Genomic DNA, 18,677 nt, shown 5'->3' with positions numbered 1-18,677 from the left:
CCATGGCCGCCCGCCCGCTGCTCTGCACCCGCTGCGGCTCTCCCGCATCGGTCGCAGAGGACACCGCCGGATACATCGACTGGGGGCCCGCAGTCGTCGGGGACGACGGCGTGGTGCGCCCCCAGTACCCGGACCCTCGCGACCACCATCAGACCGTCGTCAGCGACGCCGGGATCACGGCGTGCCGGGCCTGCTGCTCCAACCCGGAGTGCCTGCACCAGTGGCGCCTCCGCCGCCGCTTCGAGGCGCCCGAGGAGACCACCTCGTGACCGCCGCCCTGTTCATCGACACCCTCGACGCGGTGTCCGCGCTGTGCAACGCGTTCGGCTGGTGGCTCGTGCTCGGCCCCGCCGCGCTCGCGATCACCGCCGAACTCGCCGCCATCGCCGCCGTGTTGCTGCTGCGGCTGGCGTGGCGTGCCGCGCGGCGGGCCGTCCGTGCCGCCGTGACGGCCCTCGGCGGGCGCGTGGCGGCCGAACAGGGCCAGGAGGTACCGGACTTGCCCCGCGCCCCCCACAACGCCCCCAGCGGGCACACAGGAGCACCGACGTACCACGAAGCCGCGTAACCCCAACCACCGAAAGGACCCACCCATGGGCTGGAACAGCGCCAACCGCATCTTCGACCCCGTCGCCCGCGCCCTCATCGACACCGGCGCCGACACCACCACCACCACCCGCAAAGTCCTCAGCGACCTCATCGGCGAACTCCAGGACGGCGACTGGGACACCGGAGACGAATCGCTGGAGGACTTCCTCGACCACTCGGCCGTCGTCTCCGCGTTCGCCGACCGCAACGTCCACCTCGGCGACCGGAGTTGCTGCCGCCGCGAACTCGACGCCGACCTGCGCCAGTGCCTCATCCGCATGCGGCACGACGACATCGACGAGACGGAGATGGCGGCCGCGATCGACGCCTACGCGCAGCAGTTGGCGGAGCAGGCCCGGCGTGCGGACTGCTGCGGCGCGGACGTCTGCGCCTGCCGAGAGATCGCCGCGACTGCCGTAGCCCGCCCCGCCTGACCCCACGCCCCGCCGGGCGGTGCCCCACCACCGCCCCCACCCACGGAGACCCTGATGCTCGTCACCCTCACCTTCGCCCCCGTCGACGGCCCGACCGAAACCGTCACCGCCGACATCCCCCCGGCCCGCTACGCCGAGATGCGCGACCTCATCGGCACCCCGGACTGGACCAACAGCGAAGCCGTCGCATGGATCTGGTGCCGCACCAAGCCCTCGAAGCCCATGCGGGAGCGGCTGTTCCGTCTCGCCCGCATCACCGCCATCGAACCTGCGAGCCAGCCGTGAACAGATCGATCACCGCCCTCCACCTCGGCGCCATCGGCGTCACCGGCTGGGCAGCCCTCGCCTCCGGGAACCACGACTCCGTGCCCTGGACCATCGCGTTCGCCGGCGCGTCCCTGTCCCCGGTCATCGCCCTCGTCCGGGAAACGTCGCTCGCCGACGAACGGTGGCTCCGCCGTCAGGCCGCCACCGAGCTCCGCCGACGCGACACCGTCGACTGGGAGCAGATCCAGCGGGCCTGCTGCCCGACCGGGTGGGCCACGCGCGGCACCGCCCACGACAGCGCCACCTGCAACCAGCACCGGAGCGCAGCATGACCGACCGCCCGACCGGCCGCCCGACCGCGTCCACGATCACCGACAACCAACTCGACGCGCTGTACGCCCGCCTCGACCACGCCGAGGCCGAACTCCTCGCGCGCGGCGAGCAGGACTCCGCTGACGCGGCCGCCGGGTCCTACGCCCTGCGCGCCGAGAAAGCCGAGGCCGCCCTCGACCGCACGCGGGCCGCGCTCCGCCACCTCATGCGCACCCTCGACAACGGGTGCCGCTGGCCGACCTGCCTTCCGGAAGCGGAGCAGCAGGCGCTCGGCGCCGACGTCCTCCGGGAGATGGGCGCCGCCCCGTCAGCGACCGAAGCGACCGAGCAGCCCGGTCTCCGCGAACGGCACCGCGCCAGCCGCCGGCACCTCACCCCGGAGCAGCAGACCGCGTGGCTTGACGGCCTCGACGCCTGGTGCGAGGAGCAGCCCGTCGACACCGCGCCGACCGGCACGGACGCCTGACCCACGACGAAGGGGCGTGCCGTAGACCTCCCCAGGCCAGCACGCCCCATCCGGTGCCGTCACCGTACCCGCCGGCCCGGCGGGCTATGACGCGCCGTCACCGACACCGAGAGTCACGTGATCTAGTCCACGTTTTCGAAGGGTGGTAGCGGTGTAGCGCGGTGTCAGACGGCACTCGATGACACGAAACGGCGTTCAACGCGACAGATTCGAAGGCAACCTGCCAACCCCGTGGCACCCAGTGCATGGACGACACCCACCCGGTGTCGAAACCGTGCCGTAACCTGATTGGCGGCAGTAGACCTTCGAATCGAAGGCCACAGATTTGTGCCCTCACGCAGGGGTGGCTCCCTACGGAGGGCAAGGACCAGGAGGTAACAGCTCCATGGCACGACTGCACAGTAACAAGGCCCTCGCCCCGGGCGATAGTGGGGGCTCCACCCCCTTCGACGCCATCCGCCGCGAGGACGACGGCGACGAGTGGTGGTCCGCCCGCGCCCTCCAGCCCCTCCTCGGCTACGTGAAGTGGGAGCGCTTCGTCGACTCGATCGAGCGCGCGGAGATCGCCATCAGCAACAGCGGACAGACCGCCCACCTGCATGTTTCCCGGCGCCGGGAAGCGGTCCCCGGCAGCAACGTCTTCCGGGCGGACTTCAAGCTCAGCCGGTACGGCGCGTACATGGTTGCCATGAACGGCGACCCGCGGAAGCCCGAAGTCGCCGCCGCCCAGACCTACTTCGCCGTCCAGACCCGCAAGGCCGAAATAGCGGCCACCACCGCGCCCGCCCTCCCGCAGGACTACGAGGAAGCCCTCGTCGCCCTCCTGGAGAACGTCCGCGAGAAGAAGGCCCTCGAAGCCGAGAACAAGGTTCTCGCCCCGAAGGCCGGCAAGTGGGACGAGTTCCTCAACGCCGACGGGCTGTGCGGGATGACCGAGCTCGCCGACCTCCTCCACACCGACGTGCGGACCCTGACTGGCTGGCTCGTCGACCGCAGCGTCTTCCGCCGGCAGGTCTCGCAGCGGGGCGGCGCCCGGAACATGCCGCGGAAGATGTACCAGGACAGCGGCCTGTTCGTCGTGAAGATGGAGACGAAGAACGGCTTCAACTTCCCGACGGCCTACGCGACTGCCGACGGCATCGACCTCGTCGCGGACGCCTGGGCGCAGCACTCGGCCGCGTGACCGTGGCATCCTGACCGTGCTGCGCGCCGACGACGCGCAGCACCCCGTCTGCCGGGACAAGGTCGAGACCAGGTGACTGGACTCCCCACCGATCAGGTGGCGGTGGCCCCCGGAGACACAACCGCCCGCCCTCGGAGCAAGAGGGCGGGCGGACGTGCGTTCAGTGGATCCACACGTCCGACCCGCCACCCCGCCACTCGATTACCTGGCTCCGGACGACGTCCATCTCGTCCACATCCTGTAGCCCCGCCATCTGGAGCAGCGCGGCCACGTCCTGCACGGAGTACGCCATGCCGAGGATCGTGCCGTCGACCCGGACGCGCCGGCCGCCGTCCTCGTCGGGCGGGTAGATCACCACGGGTGCGTCGGCCATACGGCCAGCGTCTCCCGCAGGGCGGGCGGGCGCACGCGGGGGCGTGCCACCCTGGCGACATGCGCGTCTACGGCGCCCCGGCCGGGACTGCGTCCCGCTTGTACAGCGGCGACGGACGGCTGCCCCTCGCGCGGTGCACCGGGTGCGGGAGGATCTGGTCGGAGGGCGGGATGCTCGCCGCGTGACGTGCCATCATGGCGGGTGCTGGCGACGGGACATGCGGCCCGAGCCACGGCTCAACCGACTCGCTTCCCGCCGCCAGCACCCGTAAGATCGCCTGCGCTCCCCTCCACCGGCCCCCGGCCGGAAGCACGGAGACGAGCACCCACCACTGAACCTCCCCCCGGGGAGCCGAGTGAGGAGCTTCGCCTTGCCGAAGACCGCGTACATCTACGTCCCCGCCCCCTCCCGCAGCAACCTCGCCATCGGCCTGGACCGCGGCCTGTGGGGCTGGCACCGTCCCACTCTCGACCGGGCCACCGGACGCGCCGACGTGCAGAGCCTTGAGGTGGGCGACTACCTCGTCCTTGCCCACAAGGGCCCCCAGGCGCGCGTCCCCGCGGGCGGCTGGTCCGACGCCACCCTGCAGCGGGTCATCGTCACCCAGGTCACCCGCCCCTACTTCGAGGACACCACCCCCGTGTGGCCCGACGACGTCTACCCCGAGCGCATCGGCCTCGACGTCCTCGCCGACGAGCAGCGCGTCTCCGGCCGCACCCTGGGAGCCGAAGCCGCCGAAGCGCTGCGCCTGTCCGCGAACAAGCAGGGAACCGCACTCGTCGTGGACGGCACCGCGGCCCTCGCCCAGTTCGCCACCGAACTCCCCGACGACGCGGCCGTACCGGCGGCCACGGTCCCGGCGGCCCTCACCCACAACGGCGCCGACAGCGCCCTCGTCCAGGTCCTCGTGCGCCGCGAGCAGCACAAGCTCCGCAAGGTGATGCTCAACGGCGCCACCTCCTTCACCTGCGCCCTGTGCGGCCGGCACCTGCCCGCCCGCTTCATCCGCGCCGCGCACATCAAGCGCCGCAGTCACGCCACTCACGAGGAGCGGCTGCAGATGGCGAACATCATGCCCGCCTGCCTCTTCGGCTGCGACGAACTGTTCGAGCACGGCTACGTTCACATCACCGACGGCGGCACGATCGCCGTCAGCGACAAGGCGGACGCCACCCCGGACCTGACCGAAGCCGCGAAGGCCCTCGACGGGCGGGCCGTGGCCGACTTCGGGGCGCACCGGGCACCGTTCTTCGCCTGGCACCGGCACAACATCGCCAAGTAGGCGTCGGCTGGAATCACATGGGTACTGCCCGTCTGCACAGAAGAAGCAGGCGGGCAGGTGCGTTCAGGCCTCCGGCTCCGGGTCGCACACGTCGCACCGCTCGACCCCCTCGTCGATCGCCTGCCGCGCCTGCCCCTCCGTCGCCACCCGGGTATACCGGGGCGAGGTCCAGCAGTCCCCGGTGTGCACGGTGTGCGGGTGCTGGTCGGGCGGCCGGTACTCCAGCAGCCAGGCCGGGGCCGGGCGCGCGGGCTCCGGTGTCGGCGGGGCGGGTGCGGGTGTCGGGGCCGGCCGTTCGAGGGCGGCGATCCGCTGGCGGACCTCGGCCAGGCTCAGCGTCAGCCACGTCTCCAGGACGCGGAGGCGCGGCAGATCGGGCGGCAGATCGGACATGTGTTCGAGTCTAAACCGGCCCGGCCGATACCCCCCGATCAAGGGCATCCCCTCGCTACGCTGAGCGGCCTTCGGGGGGAGACGTCGTGAGCTACGACTGGAACACGTGCAAACACTGTGGTGGCTGGGGCTGCGAGCACTGCGGGCAGCCGACATCCAAACGGAAATCCAAGTCGGGACTCTCCGGCTGCGGCGAGTGGATCGTCATCTTTATCATCGCCGCAGTACTAGCGCCGGTGATCATGGGGAAGTGGGGGAACCCGCTCGACAGCTTCTTCCACTGGCTGGGGAACCTGAAGGCCCCCGGTAGCCACTGAGTTGTCAGTGCACGGTCGTACACTCACCCGCACTAACAGCGTTGCGTGCTGGCTGCCGCGGGCTGCTACTCGGGCGCCCCGCCGACCGAACCCGGCGGGGCGCACAACCACGGACGCACGAGCCCCCGCGCGCGCCCTTACTCCGCGCCGCCAGCAGCAGGAAACTGCCCCATGGACTCAGGGCTGATCGTGACCATCGTCGTCATCGCACTGTGCATCTGGGCCGCCGGCCGAGGCAGCAGCAGCCCGCCCGCCAACACCCGACCCTGCACCGTCTGCGGGGGCATGCGCACCGTCCGAGACCCCCACTGGGTACACGGGGAGCAAGGCACCGGGCACATGGCGCAATGGCGGTCGTGCGGCGCCTGCCGAGGTCGGGGCTACGTTGACGCGTAGCCGTGGGACTGCCGGGTCCTACGCCGCCGGCTGAACCCCCGCACGAAAGTCAGAGATCGTTCCGCTCCAGGGCGAAGAACAGCACCGCCTGGTCTCGCGCATGCAGTTGTTCGGTCGCCCACGTCAAGATCCGCTTGAACGACGTCTCCCGCGTATCCCCGCGCTGCGGCTCGAACACGCCATCCAGCGTGCGCGTAAGAGACCCCATGGCCCCCTCCTGCCGATAATGCAGCGTGATCACAAAGTGGTACGTCGGCTTCGCCACGGCCACCCCTCCAAGAGTCGACTGGAAGGCGATCCTTCCCCGGCCCGCAGCAGACCCCGCCGGTTTGGCCAACTCTCCGCACCGTCCCGCCAACACGGGCACCATGCCCCAATGACAGAAGCATGGGCGGCGATCATCGCGGCCATAGCCGGAGGCGTACTCGGCATCGGCGGCACCCTCGCCGGCGTCGTCACCAGCCGGCGCCAAACCGTCGACCAGGCCACCGTCGAACACGGCCAATGGCTCCGCGGCCAACGCCAGACCGCCTACACGGAGACACTCGCCGCATGGGACACGTTCCTCGGCGAGGCCCAACAATTCTGGCAGCGGTACGAGTTCGGCCTCCCCGAAGGGTCCATCCCCCACGAAGCATCCCGGCACCGCAACAACCTGCTTCGAGGGCCGGGAGACAGGGTGGAAAAGGCCCTGGACGCAACCATCCTGCTCAGCAGACAAGACGTTGTAGACGTCGCGGAACAACTGCGGTCGGCCATGACCAGAGTGATCGCCGCACTCCCAACCCCGACCGCCCCCTCCTCAACGGGCATGAGCAGCCCAGAACAAGAACGCGTCTGGGAAGACGCCCTGAACGCAGCCCAGCAAAGCCGGGACGCCTTCTACCGGAAAGCCAGGCACACGCAGCGGACACCCCCAACCGTCGGGACGAAAGGCGGGATGCTGTAGGCCGGGCCATCGAGCCGTCCAACTCCGGCGCCAGGGTCGCCCAACGAGAAAGTGGCCGGACGAATACGAACCGTCCGGCCACGACCAGCGAGGAGACAGAGCTACCTGATACCAGCAGCGAGCCCCAGCTCCCGCACCTGCTCCGCGAACGCCACCAACCGGTCCGCCAGTACGTCCGCCGAAACCGCCGGCCCGTACACGTCCGTCGGATCCCCGACCTCCACCGCCAGTAACGGGCCCGCGTCGTCCGACACCAGGCGCGCCGACAACAGCAACTGCGCCACGCCAGCCTCCCGAGGCACCAGCAGATCCACCGCGGGTGAACTGTGGGAGACGTCCTCAATGAAACGAACGCTGGCCGCAACGTGGTCCTCCGAGCACCACGACGGACAGTCCAACCAGCAAGGTTGACCGTTCACCAGCGCAGGACGCAGATTCGGCGGGGGAGTGGCAGACGAGACCGACGTCGACGCGTTGCCCATCCGCGATTCGTTGTGTACTAAGGTCACTGGAAACCTTCTCTCTGACATGGGCGGGTTGACTGACCAGCGGTTGCACCCGCTGGTTGAACTGGCCGGGCGTTGATAGGCGCCCGGCCGTTCGCGTTCCCGGACCGTAGCCCGGCAACGAAGATGAGACACAACGCTTGCGGCAAGATCCGGCTGCCTCATCTGACTTAAGTCAGATGAGGCAGATCGGCTGCGGAATGACACATAAAACCTTCCCGGCCAGCGCTTTTGCCCGGCCCGGAACCTGCGAGATTGCCTATAGGAAACACTCCAGTGACGACGCGCGACCACTTGTTCGGTGAACGCCCAAATTGGGACACAGGTCGCAAGCCTGACGCGAGTCGCCGGATAGTAAACGGCCGAAACTCTGCGGCCAGCCACCAGCACCCCAGCGCCAGCCACAAACTATGCGATCACCGAGGCCGTCAGCCATCCAACTGTGCTGTAAGCGATCAGAATCAGCAGCCGCGCTCCACGTCCAGGACGTTGTATTCACGGTCACCACCAGCACTGCCAAACAACGTCTGAACTGCGCAAAGACAGTGCACCCCCATGAATGCGGAAAGCGTGAGCCCCAGGTCGCACCGCCCCAACGAGCCGGAAATTGACGAGGGTTGCCTATCCCGGGCTCAAACACCCGCAGCGAAAATGCCCGGAAAGTACCGAAACCCGGGAATGGCTAGATCGTGACGACAGGGGTGCAGCCAGCTGGACTGCGGACCTGCCGCCACGCCCACGGTCCAGGCTCACCGTGCAGTGCTTCCGTCAGCGGCAACGCCGGAGTTGTCTGCCGCTATAGGGCGCGCTACCCCTCGCGGGCAAGTGGTCAGGGGCGGCCGGAAGGTGAGGCTATCCAGGGAAGCCGACCGACCGAGGCCAGTCGTGCGGGAGCTTCACCCGATTCCCTTGTGGATGGGTTACGAAGAGCCCGCGTCCGGGTTGGAAGTCAAGGAAGCCTTCGCCCTGCAGGATCACGGATGCCTTGCTGACGATCCGACTGTGGGCCCCGACAGCCTCGCCGAGAGCCCGCAAGGACGGGATGCGCTGCCCCAGCCCCCATCGGCCGCTTTTGATCTCTGCGCGCATCAAGGCCGCGATCTTCGGAACCTTGTGGCGCGCGTTGATGGTTGGCCATGCGGCCGGATCGAAGGGGGCGTCCTCGTAGTTGTGCTTTTCGTTGTAGCGCGGGCGCTCCGCCCTAATCGCTTCCTGTTCCGCCTTCCGGGCAAGTGATCGGGAGTCGTGCCACTTGATCGTGCGGCGGACGGCCTTCGATGGCCAGTTGTCGGGCCTGGGCTCGTGCAGGTGCGCCTTCCTGCGGAAGTCTGGATCGTTTGAGATGCCGATGTACAGCAGCTCGTCTTTAGCGTCGAAGTACCTGTAGAGCGCGGTGCGCTCGGGTGATTCGGGCATGCCGCTCCCAACTGAGCTTGTGGCGTTGGCCACTCTCACGACTACGACCGTAAGGCTTAATCGTCTTTGTATCAAGCGGCCTAGGCCAGGTACGCAAAAGCCCCCGACTGTAAGCCGGGGGCATACCTTGACTGGCTGTCAGGGCGCTTCGATGCGGTAGCCCATCTTGAAGCGGTGGCTCGGCTTGGTCAGGATTGTTACCTCGATCGGCCTCTCGTGGTCGCTGTACACGATGCGAAAGACCTCGAGCACTGGAACGTCGCGGGGAATCTCAAGCGCTTCGTACTCCTCGGTCGTTGCGGGCCTTGCCGCGACGGCGTCGTCCTGGGAGCGAGTTGGGTATCCCAGGTCGAGGAGTAGTGCTGGCGAGCCGCCCGGAATGAGCCGGCGGTCGGCTAGGCGGGTACCCCGCGCCAGATCGATCGGGTAGTACGAGTGGGCCAGTTCGGCGGGCTGATCGTCGAGGAAGCCGATGCGCGAACGGAGCATGGCTGTGTCGTTGTCCTCGAGTCGAAGTGCACGGCCCACCTCTGCTGGCGGGACGACTTCGCCAACCTCGAGCATCTTGTACTTGCCTCGCTGCTGACGCGTTGTCGCTTCGGTTAGCCAACGGTAGGGCTGGCCGGGTTCCGACGGTGCGATGTAGTGCGCGGGAATGATCGTCTGTGCGTGGTCGCGACGCACGAAGACCCCGACGCCCGTCTGGCCCTCGAGGAATCTCTCGTCCTTCAGGATCTGCAGGGCCCGCTGGATCGTGACGTTGGACGTCTTGTACTGGGCGCGGAGGTCTTCGTTCGTGGGGACCCGCCGGCCCGGCTCCCACTCGCCGGACATGATCGCCTTGCGGATCTCGGCGGCGATGCGCTCGGCCAGGGGGCGCCCGTCCTTGTGTGGTTCGGGCATGTCAGACGACCTCGATCTCATAGTGGAGGCGGCGAGGCGCCTTCATGACCATGAACTGCACTTCGAACGGGCTCCCATCTTCGGTGGCGGTGGTGCGTAGCAGGGTCAGAACGTTCGAGCCTTTACGGAGGCCGAGGGCTGCGCGCTCGAGTTCGTTGGCCTCTCGGAGCTCGAGGTCTTCGGAGGTGTGCCGGGCCTGGTAGCCGAGCGCGGCTAGCAGTGTGGGTGCACCACCCTTGATCTTCTTCCTCTCGAGGAGAGCGGTCCCGCGTGCGATCTCGATGGGGTAGTAGGAGTCGGCCAGCTCGATCGGTAGATCGTCTAGCAGGATGACTCGCCGTCGGACCGCAACTGGTGTGCCGTCCGCAAGGGAGAGGGCTGTGGCGACTTCTCGAGGTGGGACGACCTCGGCCACCTCGGTGAGCCGCTGCCCCCCGCGCTGCTGCGCCTCTGCGCTCCAGGCGTCGACTTGTCCCTGCTCGCGCGGTGCGATGTAGGCGATCGAGTCACTCGGTCGCCGGTTCTCGGCCATCTCTCGAGCCTCCCCTCCGCTATCGATGCTTGTTCTGACCTCCCAACCTTAAGCCCTTGATGATTACAGATGCTGGGGACTGGGTGGCCAGAAGTGTGCCGAGAGGCTTGCTACCTTAAGCGTCAAGCCTGTATACCTGTGGACAGATGCGAAGCACTCGATCGGAGGCGTAATGCTGCGAGTTCGGGACGTCGCGCTGCACTTCCGAGTGCATCCCGCGACCGTCTACCGCTGGATCCACCAGGGCTTTCTTCCTGCCTTCAGGAACGGCCAGCCCTTCAAGCCCGGGGACGGCGCCACCGGCGCACTCCGTATTCCTGAGTCCGTCCTGAATTCGACGGACGGTCCCGGTTCTCACTCCGCTGAGGAGGCGGCGTGAGTGCCGCAACCCCGCCCCCGTCCCTCGCCCCTGTCGTGGCTGAGCAGTACCGCATTGAGCGGGTGGTATCGGCTCTGCGGGTTGGCGAGTCGGCGGTCATCAATGGCACGCCGGTGACGGTGATCAGCTTGAGGGTTGCCGATCTCCTCGATCGGTATTGGGCTGCGTCGTTGCGTTGTCGTCTGTTTGCGGCGGTGGCGGATTACGACGGGTGCCTGGTGGTGGGTGACGAGTTGGCAATGTGCAAGCGCCAGCTTGCTGAGGCCGGAATGTTGCAGCTGATTGAGGAGGTGGCTTGATGGCCACAGTTGTTTCCCCCGCCCTCGCCGCGCTCCTGCCCCCGGGGGTTGCCGCCGCGGTCGTCCGGTACGAGGCGGCGACCGCCCGGTACGACGAGCTGGTGGCGCGACCTGTCGAGGACCTGTCGGACGCCGAGCTGGACGCGATCAGGGCGGCGGAGTGGGCGATGGACGAGGCGTTCAACGTGCTCGCGGACGCCGGCCAGTTCCGTCTGACCAAGCCCGCCGAGATCGCCGCCCGGTACCGGGTGGCGTCGAGGCACTGCCGTCGCCTCGCGACCAGCGGCCGCCTCGACTTCGACGAGTTGCTGTGCGTGCAGGACGAGATGGCGATGTGCCGGTGCCAGCTCGCCGGGATCGGCCGCCTGGACCTGATCGAGGTGGCGGCGTGAGCGTCGACTCGAACGCGTACAGCCTGCGTTGGCAGCGGGACGCGCACCGCGTGCTGGGCGAGTTCCTGGCCGCCACGCAGGAGGCCGGCCTGCCGCCGTTGACGTGGACGATTCCCATTGCGGGTGCCCTGGTTGGCGACGTTGACTCGTTGTCGTGGACCCCGGAGGAGATGCGGGCCGCGTTCAAGGCGTGGACCGACTGGCTGGGCGTCGAGGCGGTCACGGACCGCATGCGCCGTGACGGTGTGACCCACCTGTACGCACAGTTCCGGCGCGGCAAGGGTGCGTCGGAGGTGCGGGGTGCGATCCGTGCCGACATCTACCCGGCACTCCCCGAAGAAGGTGCCCTGTGACCGCCCGGCAGGTGTACGCGTCGGTGCCGGCCGGGAACCCGCGCGGGTCGTGGCCCGCGGAGGAGAAGGCGGCGGAGCTGACCGCGCAGGGTCGGCCGGCCACGGTCGTCATGTCGTTGGACCGCGACGCGTTCCTCGTCGTCCCGGACCGGGGCGACGACCGGTGAGCGCCGAGCACGCGAAGGTCAAGGACCCGCTGCCGCCCCGCCCTCACTCGCAGGGCTGACAGCCCGCCTGTACCGCCGTGGGCGGTGGGTGAGTTGGCTCCCCTCCACCCCGCCGCCCGTGGCTTCCCGCCTGACCCACCCCCACCACACCGCTTGTTGATCCAGAGAGGATCCGTGATTCGTCATGTCTCCGTTCCTGTCCGACGCCGACCTCGCCGGCACCGAACTGGGTGCCCGCCGCCGCAGGGCGACCACGATCGGCGACGCCGCCGACGCGCACGCCGCCACCCTGATCGGCGAGTACCTGACGGCCCGCGCCGAGGGCCGCACCGACGTGATGCAGCTGATCCGCGACCACGCGTTCGCCGTCGACCCGGACCTGCTCCACGAGTTCGACGGCATCGACTACCCGGCCGCCGCCTGATGGCCGCCCTGAAGGCAGGCGATCGCGTGCGCGTCGTCTGGGCGGACCCGGAGAACGCCGGCACCGAAGGGCGTACCGGAACCGTGGTCGACGACGGTTCCCTGTCCGGCGGCCTGGTCGCCTTGAAGGGCATCGACAGCCGCCTCACCGAAGCCGTCAAGGGCTACCGCAGCTACACAGCCGACCAGTTGGAGAAGACGTGACCGGGATGCGTGAGAGCACCTGGGAGCTCCTCAGCTGGCTGATCCCCGCAGCTGCCGCTCTGGTGGTCATCGTCCTCGCCGCCTGCCTCTGACCCGCCCAGGCTCTGGCCGTAGCCCTCGGCCCACGTCCCCCGGACGCGGGCCCTGGAGAACGACCAGCACCCCACCGCCCGTACCCGGAAGGACCCTGACATGCCCTCCATCGTCCTCACCAGTGAAGACCAGAAGGTCATCTTCGCCCGGCTCGCCTCCTACCTCCCTGCCACCCTCAAGAAGATCGAACCGGGCCCCTATGCCGGATTCCGCTACACCTTCACGACCTACACGGGCCGCGAACAGGAACCCTGCACCCCCGCCATCGGCAGGGACCCGCAGCTCACCCCCATGCGTGAGGCCGACAACCCCCACGAGTACAAGATCCGCGCCGCTGCCCGGGACATCCTCGACGGCATCTACGCCGAGGCGCACCGCCACTGGCACAACGCCGCCTACGCCGCAGCCCTGGCGCAGGCCATCGGCGACGCCCCCACCCTTTGGAAGACCTACACCAACGAACTCCGCACCATGACCGCGGCGTTCGACTACCTCCGCGACCCGGAAGCGTCCCGCGAGTGGCCCTCCGCCATCGCCCGCCTCCTCGACGCGCAGGACCGCACCATCGCCGCAGCCGAGGCGTTCGACATCCCCGCCCGGAACATCGCCCGCGTCCACGACGAGTACCTCTACTCCGACTACGGCCACGCTGAAGCCTTCGCCGCGGCCGGCCACCCCAACGCGAAGGACTGGGACATCCCCAGCCACAACACCTGGCGAGGCACCCTCGCGGACAAGATCCGCGAGGCCGTGACCCGGCAGCGCGAGCGCATCGCAACCATCGGCCACCTCACCGGCACCACGCAGGTCACCCGCTGACCTGTCCCGCAGCTTTCGGCCCACGTTCTCGGACGCAGGTCCTGGAGATCGACCAGCACCCCGCCGCCGCCCGCACCCAGAAGGACCCGCAGTGACGACCACCAGCAACATCCCCGCCGCCCTCGCCCCGTTTCTCAACATCATCGCGACCGCCGCCCGAACCCAGCCGGCCGCCACCATCCGCGAGCTGGCCGACCAGCTCACCACCGCCCACCACAACCTCACCGACGCCGGACTCGACGGTGCCGTCTCCCTCGCGGACGCCGCCCAGCTCCTCCTCGACGCCGACGACGCGACGACCGACAACGAGCAGCACGCCGCCTACGTCGCCGAGGCTGCCGAGCACCTCGCGGACACCACCGACCTCGTCGACCAGTACCGCAACCAGGCCTGACGTTCCCTCATTCACCGCTGACCGAAAGGACACCCAGCAGCCATGACCGCCAGCCCGCCCGTCACCAACGGCGCCGCCAGGCCGCGCGTGCAGTTCGCGGACTGGACCATAGGAGACCCCTCCGCGTCGGCGCCCGAAACGCAGGAGAAGGCTCCGGCCCCAGTGCGAGAGTTCGACCTGGTTGCCGCGGCGGAGGCTGCAGCGATCCGGGCGAAGGCCGATGCGGAGGCCGAGCGGGCGCGTGTCCTCGCCCAGGCCGAGGCGGACGCCCTCCGGACCAAGGCCGAGGAAGATGCCCGGAAGTTGCGCCTCGCCAACGACCGCGCCGAACGCAAGGCGGCCGAAGAGCAGGCGGCCTCCCAGGCTCGGATCGCCGAACACAACCGGCGCCGCGACGACGCCGACCGCGCCCGGCAGGCCGCAGCCCGGCAGGCCGAGGACCGGCAGGCCGCCGAGGATGCCGCGGCGGAGGAGATCGAGGCTGCCGACAAGAAGTGGCGGTCCTACGCGATCCGCTTCGCGGTCGTCTGCGGCGTCGTCTCCCTGCCCGTCCAGATGTCGTTCTTCTGGAATCCGCGGGCGCCGTGGATGGCAGCCGCCCCGATCATGCTCGAAGGTGCGGCGTGGGTAGTCCACCGCGGCGCTCGTGCCGCCGCGGTCAGCAGTCGGCCCGTGTGGCATTACCGGACGATCGTGTGGCTCCTCGCCCTCATCGCCGCCGGCGTGAACCTCTACCACGGGCTCCACAGCTTCGACCCCGGTACCGCCGTTGCGACCGCTTTCGCGTCGATCGCCGGCCCCGGCGTGTGGGACCTCCACGAGCACGGCCGGCTCCGCAAGCGCGACGGCATTCCGACCCGTCGGGAGCGGAAGGCCGCCGCGAAGACGGCCAAGGCGGAGGCGAAGCGGAAGGCCGCCGAGGACGCCCGTGCTGCCGCCGAGAAGGAGGCGGCACGAGCCGCGGCCGAGGCGGCCCGGCAGGAGCTGAGGGCAACCCGGCGGACCGTGTTCAAGGACGTGTGGGACGAGGCCGTGAAGATCGGCGCCGCCCTCGGCAAGGACCCCGACGACCCGGCCGTGTGGCCGCGCGCCTACCGCAACATCAAGGGCACCGACCCGGGTGAGTCCATCGAGTCCATCACCGCCCGCCGGACCGCCGAGAAGCGCGTCCAGGCAGCCCTCACCGGCACCCCCGTCAACACCCTCAGCAAGACCACGAACGCGCAGCGTGCTGCTCAAATGCCCCCCGGCCCGAACCGGGTCCTCAAGACCCGTGCAACGCGTCGTCGCGGCGACACCCCCAAGTACGTCAACGCCGCCCGCACACAGGCCGCCATCACGGCCCGAGAAGCGTCCGCGAGCACCCGCCCGAACGCCAACTAACCCCACTCACTGGAGAGATCATCATGAAGGTCACCATCCGTCGGATCGCCGTCTCGGGCAGTGCCGCGGTCGCCCTCCTCGGAGGCGCCGCAGCGATCACCGCGGCAACCCCCGCGCCCGCGTCCGCCGCCGAACTCGACGCGCACATCACCCGTGCCACCGGAACCGCCGTCACCCTGCCCGACGGGCGGACCATGCACGTCACCGGACTCGACAACGCCGCCTACCGGACCGCCCACGCTGGCCACACCGTGACCGTCGCCGACACCGGCGCCACCACGACCGTGCCCGCCACCCAGCAGGTCCCCGCCGGCTACACGCAGCAGGTCACCACCCAGTCCGCAGGCGGCACCATCGCCGTCAGCATCGTCGCGATCCTCATCCTCGGGATCATCGTGTTCGTCAAGGTCAAGCACAGCGGCCTCAAGGCCAGTGACGCCGCGCTCGGCGTCCTCTTCGGCCTCACCCTGTCCGGCACGTTCATCGGGACCATGGGCACGCAGATGACGAACTCCCTCGTCGGTTCGCTGGGTAACGCGCTCAGCAGCCTCGGCTGACCACACCCGGCTCTGGGCCCGCACCTCGCGGGCACCCAACCCACGGAAGGATCCCGGCCAGTGGCCACCGAAGCGCAGCCGCCGATCGCCGCACAGCAGCCCACCGACATCGTCCCCGACCCCACCCGCACCGAGCGAGCCAAGGCCGCGTTCAAGGAGCAGCGCGGTCACGCGGGAGCCCGCACCAAGGAATGGCTGGCCGTCAACGACCTCGACCACGCCGACGTCATTGAGTTGGCCGAACGTCGGAAGCAGCACAGGTACGACGCGCAAGTCGCCCAGCGGCAGCGGACAGTGGCCGAAGCGCACGGGCGGCTCGCCCGCGCAAAGATGCAGGCTGAGGCAGACGGTGGTGTCTCCGCCGGGAACCTCTCGGGCCTCGCGGGACGAGTTGCCGCCGAGGAGGCCAAGCTCGCCGCCCTCCAGGCCACCCCCGTCCTTCCCGCGACCAGCCGTGAGATCTCGGCAGCCCGCACCGGGAAGAAGGCCACCCGCGCTGCGATCGTCGCTGGCGGAGGGCTGATGTCCCTGCCCGCAATGGGTGCCGCCGTCGAGCAGACCGCCCACGGGCAGCCCATGCTCCTCGCCGCCCTCGGTGTCGCCGCCGGGTACGGCTGGTACCTCGTCTCCCGCCCTTTCGTCGCCGGCCAGCCTGTACCTGCCCCGAACACGCAGATGCCGCAGCTGGCCGCCCCGATCAACCTGACCAAGACGGATACGCAACCGCAGCCTGGGGTCCGGGCGTTCGACGCGCCCCCGCCGCCCGCCCTCACGGTTGACGAGCTCGAACAGGCCCTCCGCAACATCGGCGAGGTCAAGCCCAACGAACAGATCCAGATCCTCGCCGTCCCGCAGAGGGAGAGGGACGGCAGCACCACCGTCGTCTTCGACCTGCCGCCGCGAACCACGGTCGCCGAGCTCAAGAAGAAGCTGCCCCGACTGGCCGGCGCCCTCGGCCGCGACGTCTCCATGGTCGACATCGAGAAGGCAGGCAGCGAGGTCCGCACCTCGCTGTGGATGACCGACCGGGACCCCTTCGAGGACACCCGTCCCTCGCCCCTGCTCGCCACCCCCTCCCAGATCGACGCCTGGAAGGACGGGGTGCCCGTCGCGTGGAACAAGCGCGGCAACACCATCCGTCTGGCCATCAACAATCAGTCCTACGTCATCGCCGGCATGACCCGCTCCGGGAAGGGCGTCGGCGCCTCCAACCTGATCGTCGGAACCGGCTTCGACCCGCGGATCAACCTGCGGATCGTCGCCGGGAAGAACAACGGGGAATGGGACCCCCACGCCAAGACCGGTGTCGCGGCAACGTACTTCAAGCCCAACCCGGCCCGGCTCCTCGCCCTCCTCAACGCGCTCCTCGCCGACAAGGACCGTCGGGAAGCGGCGCTCGGCGAGCTCGGCAAGAGCAAGCTCGTCGGCCCGGTCATCGAGCAGATCGGTGGCATCGAACTCCTCGTCATCGACGAGCTCGCCACCTACACGCGGCCCGGTAAGCCGCTGCGGGACGAGATCCTCGAAGCGCTCATCGAACTGTCCGCGGTGGCTGCGGGTGCGGGCATCCTCATGGTGCTGATCACGCAGTACCCGGAGGCCGACGTTATCCCGCAGGCCCTTGCCATGAACTGTGGCGCCCGGTGGGCGATGCGTGTCGAGAACGGCCAGCAGTCGAACGCGATCCTCGGTGGTGGGCAGGCCAGCGCCGGCCGTGACGCCTCCAAGTTCGATCCGCCGCGGCCCGGCTTCGGGTGGCTCGTCAACCCGTTCGCCGGTGTCACCGACCTGGCTCGCAGCTTCGACCTCGACGAGGACGAGCGCGGCGAGATCACCGGGCTCTTGGAGAAGGCCGCGAAGATCCGGGAGGGTGCGGGGCGCCTGGCTGGGAAGTGGGACGACCCGATCGAGAAGCACCTCCTCAACGCCACCGGGCTGTCGTCGTCGGGAGGTGGGCCGAAGAAGGACGGGCAGCCCGGACGCTTCGTGCTTCGGCACACCCCTGAGCAGACGATGCAGATGGACGCGCTCCGTGGCTGCCTGATCGCCATGAACGACCTTGGTCGGGAGATGGCGCAGACCGATGAGATGGCCGAGCTGATCGGCGGCGGCATGGATGAAGAGCGACTTGGCGAGTTGCTTCGCGCGGCCGGCGCCGGCGGAACGACGAAGATCACGGTTCCTCACAAAGCGGGCCGCGTGAACGGCTACCGGCGAGCCCCGATCGCTGACGCTCTTGCCTTCCTGGAGGGTAAATAAGCGGTTGTTATGTACCGCTATCCACCCAGACATCCCCCCGGACACCCCCCGGACGTTGATCTTCGACACCCGGACGTGACCCGGGTCGCGTCCGCCCCCTGTCCGGGGGCACGTCTGGGTGCAAACCGTCACATGTCCTACCCGCTGAAAAGTAGCAAACCCCAACAAACGAGACTGGAGATCACTCATGCCCGGACGCACCTGGGAGCCCACGAAGAAGGGCGCCAAGCAACTCAACGCCGCCCTCCGCGAGGGGATGACCGTGTACACGGTCCGCAACGTGACCAGGGCCCTCGCCCCCTACGAGGACCCGCAGTTGTACTCCGCCCACACCTTCGACTGGTGCTCCCCCGTCACCGGTCACTGGATGGCCGGGCACCTGTCGGCGGCCGGCCTCCTCGGGCAGGAAGGCACCGTCTACGAGAACCCGCCGCGCGGCATGCGGGACATCGCCACCCCTGGCCCGCAGGTCGCCGGTCCCCTCGGCAACGGCGACTACGAAGGCGTCCTCGACGAGGCCGAGCTCCGCGGCCTGGAGAAGCAGGCCGCCCAAGGATCCAACCCCCGCGCCCGTCGCCGTCCCGGCGGCTGGCGCGTCTGAACCACGATCAAGGAGA

Annotated in this window: 30 protein-coding genes; 23 read left to right on the top strand and 7 right to left on the bottom strand. The window is 69.1% G+C overall.

Annotation, left to right across the window (positions count from 1 at the left end):
* Positions 1-2 precede the first annotated feature (2 nt).
* The 7 genes from ACFZA0_RS06630 to ACFZA0_RS06600 all read left to right on the top strand — a co-directional run bounded on the left by ACFZA0_RS06630 (position 3) and on the right by ACFZA0_RS06600 (position 3,271).
* The gene (locus tag ACFZA0_RS06630; protein WP_391012399.1) at positions 3-269 is read left to right on the top strand and encodes a hypothetical protein; all 267 of its coding nucleotides are present in this window, start codon (positions 3-5) and stop codon (positions 267-269) included.
* Positions 266-568: a hypothetical protein gene (locus ACFZA0_RS06625; protein ID WP_391012396.1), complete on the top strand. Its 303-nt coding sequence runs from the start codon at positions 266-268 to the stop codon at positions 566-568. Before ACFZA0_RS06630 ends, ACFZA0_RS06625 begins: the two co-directional genes overlap by 4 nt.
* A 25-nt stretch (positions 569-593) precedes the next feature.
* Positions 594-1,022 (top strand): hypothetical protein, encoded by a 429-nt coding sequence (locus tag ACFZA0_RS06620; protein WP_391012393.1) that lies wholly within the window; start codon positions 594-596, stop codon positions 1,020-1,022.
* Between the two features lie 54 nt (positions 1,023-1,076).
* On the top strand, positions 1,077-1,307 hold the full coding sequence (locus tag ACFZA0_RS06615) for a hypothetical protein (protein ID WP_391012390.1): 231 nt from the start codon (positions 1,077-1,079) through the stop codon (positions 1,305-1,307).
* The gene (locus tag ACFZA0_RS06610; RefSeq protein ID WP_391012387.1) at positions 1,304-1,621 is read left to right on the top strand and encodes a hypothetical protein; all 318 of its coding nucleotides are present in this window, start codon (positions 1,304-1,306) and stop codon (positions 1,619-1,621) included. Before ACFZA0_RS06615 ends, ACFZA0_RS06610 begins: the two co-directional genes overlap by 4 nt.
* Entirely contained in the window at positions 1,618-2,088 is a 471-nt protein-coding gene (locus ACFZA0_RS06605; protein WP_391012384.1) for a hypothetical protein, read from the top strand. The genes ACFZA0_RS06610 and ACFZA0_RS06605 overlap by 4 nt, the downstream gene beginning before the upstream one ends.
* A gap of 385 nt (positions 2,089-2,473) precedes the next feature.
* The gene (locus ACFZA0_RS06600; protein ID WP_391012382.1) at positions 2,474-3,271 is read left to right on the top strand and encodes a phage antirepressor KilAC domain-containing protein; all 798 of its coding nucleotides are present in this window, start codon (positions 2,474-2,476) and stop codon (positions 3,269-3,271) included.
* 160 nt (positions 3,272-3,431) lie between these two features.
* Here the strand turns inward: ACFZA0_RS06600 and ACFZA0_RS06595 are convergent, their stop codons facing one another.
* A complete protein-coding gene (locus ACFZA0_RS06595; RefSeq protein ID WP_391012380.1) occupies positions 3,432-3,644 on the bottom strand; it encodes a hypothetical protein in 213 nt (70 codons plus the stop codon).
* 370 nt (positions 3,645-4,014) lie between these two features.
* Here ACFZA0_RS06595 and ACFZA0_RS06590 point away from each other — a divergent pair, with 370 nt between their 5' ends.
* Complete coding sequence (locus tag ACFZA0_RS06590) at positions 4,015-4,926, top strand: hypothetical protein (RefSeq protein ID WP_391012377.1); 912 nt, start codon at positions 4,015-4,017, stop codon at positions 4,924-4,926.
* Positions 4,927-4,989: 63 nt separating this feature from the next.
* On the opposite strand, the gene ACFZA0_RS06585 is transcribed toward ACFZA0_RS06590, so the two are convergent.
* The gene (locus tag ACFZA0_RS06585; RefSeq protein ID WP_391012375.1) at positions 4,990-5,319 is read right to left on the bottom strand and encodes a DUF6233 domain-containing protein; all 330 of its coding nucleotides are present in this window, start codon (positions 5,317-5,319) and stop codon (positions 4,990-4,992) included.
* Positions 5,320-5,405: 86 nt separating this feature from the next.
* Between ACFZA0_RS06585 and ACFZA0_RS06580 the strand changes: the two genes are divergently transcribed.
* Positions 5,406-5,636: a hypothetical protein gene (locus tag ACFZA0_RS06580; RefSeq protein ID WP_391012372.1), complete on the top strand. Its 231-nt coding sequence runs from the start codon at positions 5,406-5,408 to the stop codon at positions 5,634-5,636.
* A gap of 445 nt (positions 5,637-6,081) precedes the next feature.
* Here ACFZA0_RS06580 and ACFZA0_RS06575 read toward each other — a convergent pair whose 3' ends face one another.
* A complete protein-coding gene (locus tag ACFZA0_RS06575) occupies positions 6,082-6,297 on the bottom strand; it encodes a hypothetical protein (protein WP_391012369.1) in 216 nt (71 codons plus the stop codon).
* A 111-nt stretch (positions 6,298-6,408) separates the two neighbouring features.
* Between ACFZA0_RS06575 and ACFZA0_RS06570 the strand changes: the two genes are divergently transcribed.
* Entirely contained in the window at positions 6,409-6,981 is a 573-nt protein-coding gene (locus tag ACFZA0_RS06570) for a hypothetical protein (protein WP_391012367.1), read from the top strand.
* Between the two features lie 101 nt (positions 6,982-7,082).
* Here ACFZA0_RS06570 and ACFZA0_RS06565 read toward each other — a convergent pair whose 3' ends face one another.
* The 4 genes from ACFZA0_RS06565 to ACFZA0_RS06550 form a co-directional block, all read right to left on the bottom strand.
* Positions 7,083-7,463 (bottom strand): DUF6907 domain-containing protein, encoded by a 381-nt coding sequence (locus ACFZA0_RS06565; RefSeq protein ID WP_391013520.1) that lies wholly within the window; start codon positions 7,461-7,463, stop codon positions 7,083-7,085.
* An 876-nt stretch (positions 7,464-8,339) separates the two neighbouring features.
* On the bottom strand, positions 8,340-8,903 hold the full coding sequence (locus ACFZA0_RS06560) for a GntR family transcriptional regulator (protein WP_391012364.1): 564 nt from the start codon (positions 8,901-8,903) through the stop codon (positions 8,340-8,342).
* Between the two features lie 138 nt (positions 8,904-9,041).
* Positions 9,042-9,806 carry a UTRA domain-containing protein gene (locus ACFZA0_RS06555; protein ID WP_391012361.1) on the bottom strand — a complete coding sequence of 255 codons (765 nt, stop codon included), beginning with the start codon at positions 9,804-9,806 and terminating at the stop codon, positions 9,042-9,044.
* Position 9,807: 1 nt separating this feature from the next.
* Positions 9,808-10,338 (bottom strand): UTRA domain-containing protein, encoded by a 531-nt coding sequence (locus tag ACFZA0_RS06550; RefSeq protein ID WP_391012358.1) that lies wholly within the window; start codon positions 10,336-10,338, stop codon positions 9,808-9,810.
* A 172-nt stretch (positions 10,339-10,510) separates the two neighbouring features.
* Here ACFZA0_RS06550 and ACFZA0_RS06545 point away from each other — a divergent pair, with 172 nt between their 5' ends.
* The 13 genes from ACFZA0_RS06545 to ACFZA0_RS06485 all read left to right on the top strand — a co-directional run bounded on the left by ACFZA0_RS06545 (position 10,511) and on the right by ACFZA0_RS06485 (position 18,661).
* Positions 10,511-10,717 (top strand): helix-turn-helix domain-containing protein, encoded by a 207-nt coding sequence (locus tag ACFZA0_RS06545; RefSeq protein WP_391012356.1) that lies wholly within the window; start codon positions 10,511-10,513, stop codon positions 10,715-10,717.
* Between the two features lie 35 nt (positions 10,718-10,752).
* The gene (locus ACFZA0_RS06540; RefSeq protein WP_391012353.1) at positions 10,753-11,016 is read left to right on the top strand and encodes a hypothetical protein; all 264 of its coding nucleotides are present in this window, start codon (positions 10,753-10,755) and stop codon (positions 11,014-11,016) included.
* Positions 11,016-11,408, top strand: a complete 393-nt coding sequence (locus tag ACFZA0_RS06535) for a hypothetical protein (RefSeq protein WP_391012350.1) — start codon at positions 11,016-11,018, stop codon at positions 11,406-11,408. Before ACFZA0_RS06540 ends, ACFZA0_RS06535 begins: the two co-directional genes overlap by 1 nt.
* Entirely contained in the window at positions 11,405-11,761 is a 357-nt protein-coding gene (locus tag ACFZA0_RS06530; RefSeq protein WP_391012347.1) for a hypothetical protein, read from the top strand. Before ACFZA0_RS06535 ends, ACFZA0_RS06530 begins: the two co-directional genes overlap by 4 nt.
* Positions 11,758-11,928, top strand: coding sequence for a hypothetical protein (locus ACFZA0_RS06525; protein ID WP_391012345.1), 171 nt, complete (start codon positions 11,758-11,760; stop codon positions 11,926-11,928). The genes ACFZA0_RS06530 and ACFZA0_RS06525 overlap by 4 nt, the downstream gene beginning before the upstream one ends.
* Before the next feature lie 184 nt (positions 11,929-12,112).
* Complete coding sequence (locus ACFZA0_RS06520) at positions 12,113-12,352, top strand: hypothetical protein (RefSeq protein WP_391012343.1); 240 nt, start codon at positions 12,113-12,115, stop codon at positions 12,350-12,352.
* Positions 12,353-12,378: 26 nt separating this feature from the next.
* Entirely contained in the window at positions 12,379-12,555 is a 177-nt protein-coding gene (locus ACFZA0_RS06515; protein ID WP_391012340.1) for a hypothetical protein, read from the top strand.
* Between the two features lie 192 nt (positions 12,556-12,747).
* Positions 12,748-13,467 (top strand): hypothetical protein, encoded by a 720-nt coding sequence (locus tag ACFZA0_RS06510; protein ID WP_391012338.1) that lies wholly within the window; start codon positions 12,748-12,750, stop codon positions 13,465-13,467.
* A 91-nt stretch (positions 13,468-13,558) separates the two neighbouring features.
* Positions 13,559-13,861 carry a hypothetical protein gene (locus ACFZA0_RS06505; protein WP_391012335.1) on the top strand — a complete coding sequence of 101 codons (303 nt, stop codon included), beginning with the start codon at positions 13,559-13,561 and terminating at the stop codon, positions 13,859-13,861.
* Positions 13,862-13,903: 42 nt separating this feature from the next.
* Positions 13,904-15,244 carry a hypothetical protein gene (locus ACFZA0_RS06500; RefSeq protein WP_391012332.1) on the top strand — a complete coding sequence of 447 codons (1,341 nt, stop codon included), beginning with the start codon at positions 13,904-13,906 and terminating at the stop codon, positions 15,242-15,244.
* Positions 15,245-15,267: 23 nt separating this feature from the next.
* Positions 15,268-15,801 carry a hypothetical protein gene (locus ACFZA0_RS06495; protein WP_391012329.1) on the top strand — a complete coding sequence of 178 codons (534 nt, stop codon included), beginning with the start codon at positions 15,268-15,270 and terminating at the stop codon, positions 15,799-15,801.
* A gap of 60 nt (positions 15,802-15,861) precedes the next feature.
* The gene (locus ACFZA0_RS06490) at positions 15,862-18,060 is read left to right on the top strand and encodes a hypothetical protein (protein WP_391012326.1); all 2,199 of its coding nucleotides are present in this window, start codon (positions 15,862-15,864) and stop codon (positions 18,058-18,060) included.
* Positions 18,061-18,247: 187 nt separating this feature from the next.
* Entirely contained in the window at positions 18,248-18,661 is a 414-nt protein-coding gene (locus ACFZA0_RS06485) for a hypothetical protein (protein ID WP_391012323.1), read from the top strand.
* Positions 18,662-18,677: the final 16 nt, after the last annotated feature.

The organism is Streptomyces sp. NPDC008150 (genome assembly GCF_042956945.1).
In the GTDB taxonomy this organism is placed as follows: Bacteria; Actinomycetota; Actinomycetes; order Streptomycetales; family Streptomycetaceae; genus Streptomyces.
The sequence above is the reverse complement of the archived record's forward strand: the minus strand, read 5'-3'. Positions and strand labels throughout refer to the sequence as shown.